The following is a 12,299-nucleotide window of genomic DNA, read 5'->3' as shown; positions in this document are numbered from 1 at the left end:
CCAGTTTATGCGCGTTTCGGCGCTTGGGTCAGCACGGCCACGATCCCTACGCCGGCACCGGCCACAAAAATAGGCAGCATCACAGGCGCCTGTTCCATCGACAAGGAAAAGATACCCCCGATTGCACCAATGAGCAGCATCCCACCGAGGCTATATAGCGAGCGCGTGACCAAGCCGCGCTTGCCCACGGCACCATAAACTAGCAGCGCGAGCCCAGCGAACGGACCGAGCATCAACGCCGCAGTGGTCAAAAATACCCCCAAGGCCACGTGCGTGGACATGATTGCCGCTCCCACGATGAGAAAGAGCGCCAGAATCAAAAGTGTGATGACGCAGAAAGCCTTGCGTTGCGTTGACATACACACAATCCTCCCACCGCACCGCAGTGCTATGGGAGGATTGCTCTAAATCTTGATGGGTTTGTTATTCACCGGGCGGCTTAGGCAGCGCCGCCATCGGTGCGGCCAGCCAGGCGCTCATCGATGCGCAGCAGGCCAGAACCGTCATTGCCCACCAGCTTGATCTGGTCCAAAATCTCAGAAACGGTAGCTTCTTCCTCCACCTGCTCGCTCAGGAACCAGTCAACGAGCTGGCGGGATTCCAGATCCTGTGCGTCTAGCGCCGCGCGGGCGATGGTGCGGATCTCCTCGGACACCTTCTGCTCGTGCTCGAGGGAAGCCTGGAAGGCATCCTGCGGGTTAGCGGCCTTGACGGAGCCAACCGGGATGTCATTGAGCTCTACGCGGTAACCGCGGGAGAGCAAGTGGTCCGCAATCTTCTCGGCGTGCTCGCGCTCCTCCGCAGCCTGGCCCATGAACCAATCGCGCATGCCCGGGAAGGAGAGGTTATCCATCTCGAAGGCCAGCTGGGTGTAGACCATGGAAGCGCCGTATTCGCTAATAACCTGGTCATTCAACAGGGTTTGCAGCTTCTCGTCCATTGTAAAAACCTTTCTGTGTGGGGAAATTAATTAGTGCTAAGCACCACACTACCGGAGAATCTCCCGCGATCCAGCAAGGTCTACTTAAGTAAACTTGCACGTCATTACGCTTTTTTAGATTGGATAACCTAAGTTAGCCAAGACAAAGCTATCCCCCAAGGAAAGGGAAAGTTCCCCTAAGAACCCGAGGTCATGGCAGATCCCTCGCCAGGACGCGGTCGCTTCTCGGCGTCCAGAACAGCCACAACCACTTACGCCCGCACACCCCAGGCCTAATTTGTGACTTTAATCACCAAAGCATCCGCTCAGGCGATCGAGGCGCTGTGCGCTCGCCCCTTCCAGGCCACGGAACTCTACCTCGATGCCACGCTCGGCGTATTTCTTCTGCACCGCATCCAGCGTCGCCACCGTAGAGGCGTCCCACACCTCGGCCTTGCTCATATCAATCACCACGCGCTGAGTATCCAGCGTGTAGTCAAAGGCGTAGACCAAGTCATTGGACGAGGCGAAAAAGAGCTGGCCGCGCACCGCGTACTCGGCATCTCCAATCCGCTCAACTTCAACTAGGTGGGCCACGCGGCGGGCAAAGCCGATTGATGCCGCCACCACGCCGAGCACCACGCCCACCGCCAAGTTATGCGTAGCCAGCGTTCCTACCACCGTCACCATCATGACCAGCGTCTCTGATAGCGGCATGAGCTTTAGCGTGCGCGGGTGCACCGAATGCCAATCCACCGTCGTTGCGGCCACGATAATCATCACCGCCACCAGTGCAGCCATCGGAATGCGGCCGACGGTCTCGCCAAAGAGCAGGCAGAGGATGAGGAGGAAGGCGCCCGCGAGGAACGTCGACAAGCGCGTGCGCGCCTGAGACGCCTTCACGCCGATCATGGTCTGGCCAATCATGGCGCACACACCCATGCCACCAATGGCCGCGGCGAGGATATTGCCCACGCCCTGGCCAAAGGACTCGCGCGTCTTATCGGAGTGGGTATCCGTAATGTCATCGACCAGCTTGGCCGTAAGCAGCGATTCCATCAGGCCCACCAACGCCATGCCAAAGGCATAGGGCGCAATCAGCTGCAGGGTATCTAGATTCCACGGAATATCCGGCACGAAAAGCCCCGGCAGCGAGGTAGGTAGCTCGCCCTGGTCCGCCACATCAGGCACCTGCCACCCAGCCGCCACCGCAATAATGCTGACCACCAGAATGGTGATCAGCGGGGCGGGAATCACCGTGGTCAGCCGCGGCAGCCCCAGCATGATGGCCAGGCCAATGACCACCAGCAGATATACCATCCATGGCACATCAATAAGGTGTGGCAGCTGCGTAGTAAACATCATGATGCCCAGCGCATTGACGAACCCCGTCATCACCGAGCGCGGGATAAAGCGCATGAGCTTAGCGACGCCCACCGCAGCCAGCACCACCTGCATAATTCCCGCCAACAGCACTGCGGCGACCACATAATCATGCCCATGCTCATGCGCGAGCGGAGAGACCACCAGGGCTACCGCGCCGGCCGCGGCGGAAATCATCGCCGGCCTGCCGCCGGTAAAGGCGATGGACATTGCCATCACCACGGAGGAAAACAGTCCCACCCGCGGATCCAACCCTGCGAGAATGGAAAAGCTTAAGACCTCCGGGATCAACGCAAGCGCCACCGCCAAGCCGCCGAATACCTCCTTGCGCAGGCGCGCAGGCGAAGAGAATGCGTAGCGGAAACTGGCGATGACGCTGGTCGGAGCAGGCTGTTCTGTAATCACGCCTGCACATCCTAGTGGACTTTAGGAACCTTCCTTAAATGAGCCATCTGCAGTGATTACGGGCAGCACAGACCACGCGAAGTTGATCCACTGATCGGTTTTCTTCCACGAGAAGTCCGGCTCGAAAATGGTCTTTGGCTTGGTATAAATGACGGCCGAACGCACATCATCTGCGGTCTCCTTGAGCAGGTTAACCACCAGATCCAGGGTCTTACCGGAGTCCGCGACATCATCGACTACCAATACCTTCTTGCCCTTCAGCGAATCCGTATCCAGCTGCGGGGATAAGATGATGGGCTCATCTAGGGTCTGTCCGATATCGGTATAAAACTCCACATTGATTGCGCCCATGGCCTTCACGCCAATGGCATAACCAATAGCGCCGGCTGGGATCAGGCCGCCGCGGGCGACGCCCACGATAAGATCTGGGAACCAGCCAGATTCCACAATCTGTTCCGACAGGTTACGGCTCGCCTCACCGAAGACCTCCCAGGTGAGGTTTTCCCGGTCCGGGTGGATCCAATTTTCAGTCACGATTGTGTGGCTCCTTTTGCGTCATGGGATTTCTTTGTAGTTTAACGAGCAATGCCTGCCAAAGAAAAGGCACCTACCGGAATGGAACCTCGCCCAAAGTCCGGCGCAGCTTGCGGGTGCGCAGGCGCTCCGGATTCTCAGCTAGATGCTCCATCGCGCGCACCGCGCACATCACGTGGGCTTCCTTCGAATTGGAATAGAAAGCCTGCGCCTGCGCCGGCAACTTCGGCACGGCGTGCAGCGGCAGGTCAGAGACCGACAGCAGCGTGCCATAAGGAACGCGGTAGCGGTAGCCATTGGCTGCAAGCGTGCACGATTCCATATCCACTGCCACCGCGGTGGAGGTGCGCAGCCACTCCCACAGATCCCGGTTGGTGCGCCACTCCCAGTTGCGATCATCGGTGGAGAGCACCGTGCCGGTGCGCATGAGCGAGTTATCGTCGCCGTATACCGCCTTTACCGCGGATTCGAGCATGCGCTGTACCTCTGGAATCGCCGGGATGGGAGAGGTCGCCGCAACCTTCTGATCCAAGATGTGGTCATTGCGCTGATAGGCATTGCCCAAAATCAGGTCACCGATGCGCATGCGGCCGTCCATGCCGGCGCAGTGCCCAATCATGATCCATGCCTCCGGGCGCAGCACCGCCAAGCAATCCGTAATGGTCTTTGCATTCGAGGGGCCTACGCCGATATTGATCATCGTGATGCCATCGCCGCCGGCAGTAATTAGGTCAAAGCGGGGCATCTGGTACCGGGAGGTCAACGTTAAACCGTCCACATCAAGGTCCACCGCATCGTTGGGGTGGATGGTCTCACCATTGGGCAGCACCAAGGCGGTATAGCGCGAATCTTCCTTGGTCAGCTCACGCAGACCAAACTTCACAAACTCGGTGGTGTGCATCGCGTAGTTAGTAAACAGAATGTATTTCTGCACCGTATCGACCTCGATGCCGGTGTAATGCTCGATGCGCGCACAGGCGATATCGAAGCGCTGGGCGCCAAAGTGGAATAGCGGCTTTTCCTCGCCGTGGAAGGCATCCCATTCGCCATCAATGATCGCATCGTTGACCTCATCCAACGTGGGCCGCGGAATGGGCCCGCGTTCCTGCGGGGCCGTGGCGGTGTCCTTGATGTACTCCGGCGGGATGCGCTGGTCCGATTGGCCAACAAAGATATCGCACGGATAATTGCCCGCTAGGCGGGTCAACTGCTCGTGCAGATAGTCCCGAATAATGTGCGGCTTGGAAATTACCGCCGAGTACTTGCCTGCCTCGTTGACGTAGCCAAACGGCTCGGAACGATCGATGGGCTGCCATTTGCGGATATCCACCGTGACCTTCGGATAAACCACGTAACGATAGTCATCCAGGTTTCCTGATTCCAGCGTCTTGCGCGCAAGCTTGCAGGAATTCTCATAGAGCTCAATCAGGCGGTTTACCGCCTCATCAACGGAGTGGACATGCTGCAGGTCGGTCATAGACGTGAGTGTAGCGGGGACTTAGCAGCACGGCAGCGGTCTGCGCTTTTCATTCCTTCTTTTCCTCAAGGCTTCGGCAATATGGCTGCTGATACCATTGCCAAAAAGAAAGGCGCACGAAAGCCAACGAACCAAAACGATATCCGTTACATGGAGGCAGAAGTGCGTACGGTAGTCAGCGATACAATTCCACCGAAGAAGGTTTGGGGTAGCGCTCCATGAGAACTCCCGCGAAGCCCCTGCTGAGATTCACCTCCCACCACGCGATGATGAGGCGCGGACTATGAGTTCCCATGACAACCGTCGATACGAACGTCATTTCAGAGGCCATGAAGTTCGAACCCCGTATTCGGCAAGCAGATTGCCACGGTTAACTCGCAAAGAACTGCGGTCCGCCGGACCCTATCGGCACACTGCACCACGAGAAGTATATGCGCCTCTGCCGACACAGGCATCCTGCCTTTGATCCGAGAGATTCTTAATTCTCATTGTCCCTAGGCTTAAGGAAGGACAAGGCTCTCGCCCCGATACTGCAGACGATTCCTAATAAAACTACGAATAGCGCCCCCAATAAGATTCCCGTGGAGGAGGGCAAAAATAGGCCACCTACTGCGGAGCCAACAGCCGAACCCAGATAATTCGCGGACGCATTAGCAGCAACGGCAGTCGCACCTTCATCAGGATTTGCACTGAGCATCGAATGCTGTTGCGGTGCCATGGAAGACCATCCCAAAAGCCCCCATGCAAAAAGACACACCAGTGCCACCATACGGCTCGAGGGAAATAGCAACAACAGTGCAAAATCAGCAGCAAGAAAAACGATGATTATGGTCGTTAGCTTGCGAGAACTATCTACCTTATCGAGCACCCGCCCGATTCCAAATGCACCAACTGCACCGCCAATTCCCCAAATCCACATGCCAGGAATGGTGTCTACCTGCACTCGTTCGAGCACCACGGAAATATAGGTATACAGTCCCAGCGAACCGACTCCCACGAAGAAAGTAACCAAGACCGTTAGAAAATTATCCACCCGACCAATGATTCGGAGTCGCTGCCCTAGCGAGGAAGAAGGCACAGCTGGTACAGCACTCGTTTTACGTATCGCTATACCTGCCAACGCCGCCATGCCAACCACCGATACCAATGCAATGGCAGCCCGCCAGCCTAACTCCTTGGCCACTCCCAGTCCCGCTGGTACACCCGCAACAGTTCCCACCGCCAAACCGGCTAGCACCAATGACAGCGCACGTCCGCGACGCTCCGCTGTGACCGACATGCCCGCTACCGCTGCGGACAATGGCGAATAGATTCCCGCTGCCGCACCTGCAATCAGCCGCGAAACTATAAAAACACTCACCGTAGGGGATACAGCGGTCACAACATTGGCCAGAGAAAACACAGCAATAGCGCCCAGCAGCCCATTTCGCGGATCCTTGCCCGCCCTACCCGATAATAGTGGGCCGCATACCGCGTAAGCACCGGTAAAAGCGGTAACACCTAGGCCAATCACGCTGCCACTTGCACCCAAGTCTTCGGCAATCTGAGGCAGCAGCCCAGCAATAACATACGCATCCAACCCGAGTGCTACGCTGCCTAAAACTAACGGCCATAGCTGTTTAAGCATTAGAAATCACCATGTCGAGCAAACCTGGAAAGCACTCGTCTAGATCGTCTCGGCGCAAAGAGATGACACAAGTGCGCCCCTGGCTTCTTGTCCACGTCACACCGGCTTCACGCAGCTGCCGAGTGTGGTAAGTCAGGGTCGACCGAGGCAGGTTGTCAGCAAGCGTCAAGCTATCGTGCTCCTCGCCGTCCGCTAAGCGCTTGACCATTTCCAACCGGATGGGATCACTTACTGCAGCCAATACACGGACGAATTCTAAATCCTCGGTGGCCGGATGCTCATATTTTCGTGGGCTCATTCCAACTCCAATCGTGCAATAATTCTTGAACGATTAGCCACACTAAGTTACCCGAGACATTCGTGCAAGATTTCTTGCATAAACGAAGGCCCACCGACAGCGCATCGGTGGGCCTTCTCCCCATGACTAATCTCTCGGCACCCAAGGAGGGAGTGGAGCGCACCCTCCTGCAAGCACCGCCCGTGATTAGGCAAGCCTAAGTTTATAAACCTTTCGTAGGATGGTCAAGGGTTTGCCCATAAATTTCTTCACCCCTGGCAAAAACACAGGTAACCTGCAATAACGAGTACAATCCGGAACCATGGCTGAGTTGAAATCCACTATTTCCGAACAACTCCGCAAATTCTGGCGTGCCAACGAGAAGGAATTGACCGATTCCCCGCGTCGCGGCGTCGCCTCCCCTGCCGAGGCCACGGCACTGCGCGAGGAGGTCGCGGCCGAAATCGCGGACCTCATCAAAGCCCAGAAGGTCAAGACCAGCCCAGGCGATACCGCCCTCGACGCCGATGCCGCCGCTACCCTTCCCCTTGGAGCCCGCATCAAACCGCGCGGCGTCTTCGAAGATGACTGGAGCGCGCGTCCTACTGCGGAACGACCCTGGCCGGTCATCCTCATCCACGGCACCTGCGATACCAAAGGCGTATGGCAGCTCCTAGGCAATGAACTGCGCCAGGACGGCTGGGCCGTCTTCGCCCCTGATTATGGGCACCGCGCTACCCAGCCGCTCGCGGAATCTGCGCGCCAGCTTGGCGCTTATATCGATACCGTCCGCGCAGCTACCGGCGCGGACAAGGTTATTCTCATCGGACACTCCCAAGGCGGGCTGCTTGCCCGCTATTGGATGCGTATGGAGGGCGGGGCCGAAAACGTCCTGCACCTGATGTGCATTAGCGCGCCGAATCACGGCACCACCTATGGCGGAATCGCCAGCCGCCTCATCCGCACCCCGCGCCAGGAAGCGGTGCTGCGCTCCATCATTGATGGCTGGTTTGGTCCGGCGGGCATGGACCAGGTCGTCGGTAGTGAGGCTCTGCGCGAAACCAACCGGGACGGCGATCTGGAATCCGGCGTGAGCTATACCTGCATTGCCACGCGGTCCGACGCCGTCGTTGTCCCGCCCGAGACCTGCTTTCTCGACCCCCGCGGCGTCGCAGAGGGCACGGTCCGCAATATTTATGTCCAAGACTTCGACCGCCTCGCGATGGTCATGCACGAGGATATGCCGATGGATAAGCGCGTTCGCGCCATCGTGCGCACCATTTTGGAATTGGTGGAGAGCATCCCGCGCTAGTTATAGCCCCAGCTCATCGAGTACCGCGTCAAAGGCCGGACCCACCTGGGTGCGCCACAGCGTATCCACTTTCTGATCACCCCGGCCGGGCCCGCCATTGATAACGGCCACGCGCTTGCCCTGCTTCTTTGCCTCCAGCACAAAGCGGTACCCGCTCATAACCGCCAGCGAAGAGCCGGCCACCACGAGCGAACGCGCCTGGCCCAGCAGTGCAAAAGCAGCATCGCGGCGCTCCGCCGGCACGGGCTCACCAAAGTAGACGACGTCCGGCTTCAACAGTGCAGAACCACAGCGCTCACACCCTGCCATGCGGAAGGCTGCCACGTCTGCTTCAGCGAGCGTCACGTCACCGTCCGGGTTCACCTGATCCGCCTCCACCACGAGGCGTTCCAGGTAACCCGGGTTCGCTGCAGCTAGGCGCGCATCGAAGTGCGGCCGCGCCTCCCGATATCCGCACATCAGACACACGACGGTTTCCATATCGCCATGCAGCGCCACCAAGTTCGCGGTCCCGGCCTGTTTATGCAGGCCGTCCACATTCTGGGTAACCACGCCATTAATCAGCCCGGCGCGCTCCAGTTCCACGAGCGCATAGTGCGTGCGATTCGGCACCGCGGAATCCATGACACGCCACCCCACAAAGCTGCGGGCCCAATACCTATGGCTCGCGGCCGGGTCGTGGCGAAATTCCTGATAGGTCATCGGCCGGTGCCTACTCAACGAGCCGCGCGGCCCCCGATAGTCCGGCACGCCCGAGTCCGTAGATACCCCAGCCCCGGTGAGCACCATTACGGGTCCCTCGCGCAGCAGCTTGACGACGTCCCCTAAGGCCTTCCCTTCCTCCGTATGCGGCGCCGATTCTTCGACCACTCGGGCGATCGAACGCAGCGCAGACCGGTGGGCAAGGGAGACGGCGGGATCCATGCCCCCGATGCTAGCTTTCGGGCAGGTGCTCTACATAGAGCCACTCCGAATCCAGCTCCCCGTGGCGCGAGCACGTAGTGTGCCAGCCATCGGGGCGTACCTGGGCCACCATGCGGCGGCCACAGATCTGGCAGTAGCGCGGCACATCGAGGCCGGCTGCGGCCGCCGGGTGCAGCGTGAATTCCTCTTCGACCGGCTTGCCGGTATTTGGATGGAAAATCGGCTCGTCCCCAGCCAGTACGGCAGCAGCCAATTCGGATGTTGGCTCGGAAAAACCAGGCACTACAGGGCCTTAATCGGCAGATCGATGCGGTTCAACATGTCCACATCCTTTTCAATCTGCTGGCCCAGGGTGGTCAGGTAGTTGCCGGCGATAATGGCGTTGATACCGCCAAGGAGGCCGCGCTCCGTGCCGTCGTCGCCAAGCGAAAGCTCGCGACCGCCAGCAAAGCGCAAGGTGGTAGACGGCATGGCCAGGCGGAATGCCGCCACGGCGCGCAGTCCCTCACCCAGCGGAACCAGCGGACGATCCGCAAAGGGGGTGCCCGGGCGCGGATCGAGGAAGTTCATCGGCACCTCGCACGGATCAATCTCTGCTAGCTGCGCGGCGAACTCGGCGCGCTGCTCCAGGGACTCGCCCATGCCGATGATGCCGCCGCAGCAGACCTCCATTCCTACCTCGCGCACGTAGTCGAGGGTCTGCTTGCGCTCCTCCCAGGTGTGGGTGGTGACCACATTAGGGAAGAAGGAACGGGAGGTCTCCAGGTTGTGGTTATAGCGCTGCGCGCCCATATCCTTCAGGCGCTGCGCCTGCTCGCGGGTCAGGGTGCCCAGCGAGCAAGAAATCTCGATATCGACGGCGTCATTAATCGCGGCAATCGCCTCGCCCACCTGGTCCAGCAAGCGATCGTCCGGGGACTTCACCGCGGCAACAATGCAGAACTCAGTAGCACCGGTCTTGGCGGTCTTCTGTGCCGCCTCCACCAGCTCTGGGATGTTGAGGCGTACGGCGCGCACTGGAGACTCGAAGAGACCGGACTGGGAACAAAAGTGGCAATCCTCTGGGCAGCCGCCGGTCTTGATGGAAATAATGCCTTCTACTGATACGTCCGGACCACACCACTTCAGGCGGGTCTGGTGAGCGATATCAGCGATTTCCTCCAGCTGGGAATCCGGAACTTGCAGTACCTGCAGTAGCTCTTCCTGGTTGAGGCCTTTGCCTTGCTCCAGGGCTTTCTCACGGGCGATGTCAACGATGCTCATGGTGCTAAACCATACTTGAACGGCGTTCAACTTTGGTTAAAACCACATATAAATCTGTACGGAACTACCCTCGGGGGCATGACGCTTTATGATGACACCCTCTCCCTCCTCCAAGAGCTTATCCGCAATGCCTGCGTTAATGACCTCACCCCAGATTCCGGCCACGAGGTGCGCAATGCGGATAGCCTGGAAAAATTCTTCGCGGGCGAAGACGTACAGATTGAGCGCTTCGAGTCCCACCCGGGCCGCGTTTCCATCGTGGTAACCGTCCCCGGCGATCCAGAAAAGGAACCGCTCACCCTCATGGGCCACACAGACGTCGTCCCCGTGGATGAGCCCAAGTGGACCAAGCCGCCTTTCGAGGCCCTCATCGAGGATGGCAAGCTCTACGGCCGCGGTTCCGTAGACATGCTCTTTATTACCGCCACCATGGCCGCCGTCACGCGCGAGGTCGCCCGCGACGGTAACACGGGCGGCACCCTCGCCTTCGTCGGCATGGCCGATGAAGAGGCCCGCGGCGGCCTTGGCGTGCGCTTTATGTCCGAGAACCACCCCGATGCCTTTTCGTGGAAGAACTGCCTGTCTGAGACCGGCGGCAGCCACCTGCCCGGCGCGGTGGGCTTCAACGTGGGAGAAAAGGGCGCTGGCCAGCGCCGACTGCACGTACATGGCGATGCTGGCCATGGCTCCACGCCTTATGGCAAGGACTTTGCCATCGTGAAGATCGGTGAGGTCGCTCGCCGCATCGCCACCGCTGAGCCGCCCACGGCCTCCAATGAGATCTGGGAGGGCTTCGTGCGCACCTTCAAGTTTGATCCCCAGACGGAGCAGGAGCTTATCGACGGCACGGGTGACTACTCCAAGTTCGGCAACCTCGACGCCTACGCCCACGCCTTTAGCCACACCACCATCGCCGAGACCGTCCTGCGCGCGGGCGGCGCCATCAATGTGCTGCCTTCGCACGCTTACCTGGAAATGGATGTGCGCCCCTTCCCCGGCCAGACCCAGGAGGATCTGGATGACTTCCTGCGCAGCGCCCTCGGGGACATGGCCGATGAGGTAGAAATCGAACACCTCATCACCGAAGATGCCACGCAATCTTCCACCGATACCGAGCTCTGGCGCGCCATTGAGGCCACCTCCAAGGAATTCTTCCCCGACAAGGACGTTGTCCCAGTTCACGCCACCGGCGGCTCCGATCTGCGCTTCGCCCGCCGCAAGGGCGGCAATGCCTATGGCTTTGCCATGCACGCCGAGGGCCGCGATATGGCCAGCGCCAATTCGCAGCTGCACAGCCACGACGAGCACCTCTACTTGGAGGACCTCGAGCTCACCGTGCGCGCATACCGCAGCCTGGTCAATCGCTTCCTCGGCCTGTCACAGGCGTAACAAGTGTGGCATGATGTCTGGCATGAGCTTTGCACGTAAGTCCGCGCTGCTTTCTGCAGCTACCGCCCTGACCGTAACCCTCGCCGCCCCTGCCGCTGCCCATGCCGACGCCGTTGATACCCTCCTCGACAAGATGCCTGCCGGCCAGATTTCTTGCTCCCAGGCACAGCAGTACTGGACCAACTCCGCTGACTACAACCAGAAGAAGTCCCAGGCCCTTGCCGTTGCCACCGTGCACCCACGCGGCAACGAAGTCCGCGGTGCCATCGGCCGCATGGATGAGGCCATTGCCCGCTGCGGCCTGAACGGCACCACCGGTCAGGGCAAGCCGGTCAACACCGGCGGCCAGCGCGGCAATGCTCCCGCACCGAAGCCGGCTCCGGCACCGGCCCCTGCCCCGGCGCCAGCCAAGAACGCCAAGGTCATCGAGCTGGGCACCATCCCTGGCCAGCCGACTGTTGACGTCCCCTTCCTGGGCCAGACCTTCCGCATCCCGGACGCGGCCAAGATTGCCCAGAACGCCGTATCCCAGTTCCAGCTGCCACAGATCCCGCAGATCCAGCAGCTGCAGCAGCTGTCTTCCTTCTAAGACTCTCACTTGGCCGGACCGCTTAGCGGTCTAGCTGAAAATAGATCCCGGCATGCGCACTGCAGCCGGGATTAAATTTGGGTTAAGTAGCAGAATGTGTGTCCGCTCGGCGTGTCGCGGGCGGGTACACGGTTAGTTACTTCATGGGGCCTTTTCTGATTCCTATCGAGTGTTCGTACTCGGTTGGGATAGCGTTGTCG

13 protein-coding genes are annotated in these 12,299 nt (G+C 59.5%); 3 read left to right on the top strand and 10 right to left on the bottom strand.

Annotation, left to right across the window (positions count from 1 at the left end):
• Positions 1–5 precede the first annotated feature (5 nt).
• The 7 genes from MHY08_RS10320 to MHY08_RS10290 all read right to left on the bottom strand — a co-directional run bounded on the left by MHY08_RS10320 (position 6) and on the right by MHY08_RS10290 (position 6,643).
• The gene (locus MHY08_RS10320) at positions 6–359 is read right to left on the bottom strand and encodes a hypothetical protein (protein WP_239236580.1); all 354 of its coding nucleotides are present in this window, start codon (positions 357–359) and stop codon (positions 6–8) included.
• Between the two features lie 80 nt (positions 360–439).
• The gene (locus MHY08_RS10315) at positions 440–940 is read right to left on the bottom strand and encodes a ferritin (RefSeq protein WP_239236578.1); all 501 of its coding nucleotides are present in this window, start codon (positions 938–940) and stop codon (positions 440–442) included.
• A gap of 285 nt (positions 941–1,225) precedes the next feature.
• The gene (locus tag MHY08_RS10310) at positions 1,226–2,707 is read right to left on the bottom strand and encodes a SulP family inorganic anion transporter (protein WP_239236576.1); all 1,482 of its coding nucleotides are present in this window, start codon (positions 2,705–2,707) and stop codon (positions 1,226–1,228) included.
• Between the two features lie 21 nt (positions 2,708–2,728).
• Positions 2,729–3,241 (bottom strand): phosphoribosyltransferase, encoded by a 513-nt coding sequence (locus MHY08_RS10305; protein ID WP_239236574.1) that lies wholly within the window; start codon positions 3,239–3,241, stop codon positions 2,729–2,731.
• Positions 3,242–3,314: 73 nt separating this feature from the next.
• Complete coding sequence (gene amn / locus MHY08_RS10300; RefSeq protein ID WP_239236572.1) at positions 3,315–4,718, bottom strand: AMP nucleosidase; 1,404 nt, start codon at positions 4,716–4,718, stop codon at positions 3,315–3,317.
• Positions 4,719–5,196: 478 nt separating this feature from the next.
• On the bottom strand, positions 5,197–6,345 hold the full coding sequence (locus tag MHY08_RS10295) for an MFS transporter (protein ID WP_239236570.1): 1,149 nt from the start codon (positions 6,343–6,345) through the stop codon (positions 5,197–5,199).
• Positions 6,338–6,643, bottom strand: coding sequence for a helix-turn-helix transcriptional regulator (locus MHY08_RS10290; protein WP_239236569.1), 306 nt, complete (start codon positions 6,641–6,643; stop codon positions 6,338–6,340). The genes MHY08_RS10295 and MHY08_RS10290 overlap by 8 nt, the downstream gene beginning before the upstream one ends.
• 301 nt (positions 6,644–6,944) lie before the next feature.
• Between MHY08_RS10290 and MHY08_RS10285 the strand changes: the two genes are divergently transcribed.
• A complete protein-coding gene (locus MHY08_RS10285; RefSeq protein ID WP_239194686.1) occupies positions 6,945–7,934 on the top strand; it encodes a triacylglycerol lipase in 990 nt (329 codons plus the stop codon).
• On the opposite strand, the gene MHY08_RS10280 is transcribed toward MHY08_RS10285, so the two are convergent.
• Genes MHY08_RS10280 through bioB form a run of 3 tightly spaced genes read right to left on the bottom strand, consistent with a single transcriptional unit; the run spans position 7,935 to position 10,121 of the window.
• Positions 7,935–8,858, bottom strand: a complete 924-nt coding sequence (locus tag MHY08_RS10280) for a Sir2 family NAD-dependent protein deacetylase (protein ID WP_239236568.1) — start codon at positions 8,856–8,858, stop codon at positions 7,935–7,937.
• 10 nt (positions 8,859–8,868) lie between these two features.
• Positions 8,869–9,141, bottom strand: a complete 273-nt coding sequence (locus tag MHY08_RS10275; RefSeq protein ID WP_239236567.1) for a hypothetical protein — start codon at positions 9,139–9,141, stop codon at positions 8,869–8,871.
• Complete coding sequence (gene bioB, locus MHY08_RS10270; RefSeq protein ID WP_239236566.1) at positions 9,141–10,121, bottom strand: biotin synthase BioB; 981 nt, start codon at positions 10,119–10,121, stop codon at positions 9,141–9,143. Before bioB ends, MHY08_RS10275 begins: the two co-directional genes overlap by 1 nt.
• Before the next feature lie 78 nt (positions 10,122–10,199).
• On the opposite strand from bioB, the gene MHY08_RS10265 reads away from it, so the two are divergent.
• Complete coding sequence (locus MHY08_RS10265) at positions 10,200–11,510, top strand: M20/M25/M40 family metallo-hydrolase (protein ID WP_239236565.1); 1,311 nt, start codon at positions 10,200–10,202, stop codon at positions 11,508–11,510.
• Between the two features lie 22 nt (positions 11,511–11,532).
• Positions 11,533–12,099 (top strand): hypothetical protein, encoded by a 567-nt coding sequence (locus MHY08_RS10260; RefSeq protein WP_239236564.1) that lies wholly within the window; start codon positions 11,533–11,535, stop codon positions 12,097–12,099.
• Positions 12,100–12,299 lie beyond the last annotated feature (200 nt).

Source organism: Corynebacterium sp. ACRPJ (genome assembly GCF_022347345.1).
GTDB classification, from domain to species: Bacteria; Actinomycetota; Actinomycetes; order Mycobacteriales; family Mycobacteriaceae; genus Corynebacterium; species Corynebacterium tuberculostearicum_D.
Note: the sequence above shows the minus strand (reverse complement) of the source record. Positions and strands in the feature narration are given on the sequence as shown.

Bases quoted from the DNA above. Each gene is read 5' to 3' on its own strand.
- MHY08_RS10320 (WP_239236580.1), bottom strand. From the start codon at position 359: ATGTCAACGCAACGCAAGGCTTTCTGCGTCATCACACTTTTGATTCTG.
- MHY08_RS10315 (WP_239236578.1), bottom strand. From the start codon at position 940: ATGGACGAGAAGCTGCAAACCCTGTTGAATGACCAGGTTATTAGCGAA.
- amn (WP_239236572.1), bottom strand. From the start codon at position 4,718: ATGACCGACCTGCAGCATGTCCACTCCGTTGATGAGGCGGTAAACCGC.
- MHY08_RS10295 (WP_239236570.1), bottom strand. From the start codon at position 6,345: ATGCTTAAACAGCTATGGCCGTTAGTTTTAGGCAGCGTAGCACTCGGG.
- MHY08_RS10290 (WP_239236569.1), bottom strand. From the start codon at position 6,643: ATGAGCCCACGAAAATATGAGCATCCGGCCACCGAGGATTTAGAATTC.
- MHY08_RS10285 (WP_239194686.1), top strand. From the start codon at position 6,945: ATGGCTGAGTTGAAATCCACTATTTCCGAACAACTCCGCAAATTCTGG.
- MHY08_RS10280 (WP_239236568.1), bottom strand. From the start codon at position 8,858: ATGGATCCCGCCGTCTCCCTTGCCCACCGGTCTGCGCTGCGTTCGATC.
- bioB (WP_239236566.1), bottom strand. From the start codon at position 10,121: ATGAGCATCGTTGACATCGCCCGTGAGAAAGCCCTGGAGCAAGGCAAA.
- MHY08_RS10265 (WP_239236565.1), top strand. From the start codon at position 10,200: ATGACGCTTTATGATGACACCCTCTCCCTCCTCCAAGAGCTTATCCGC.
- MHY08_RS10260 (WP_239236564.1), top strand. From the start codon at position 11,533: ATGAGCTTTGCACGTAAGTCCGCGCTGCTTTCTGCAGCTACCGCCCTG.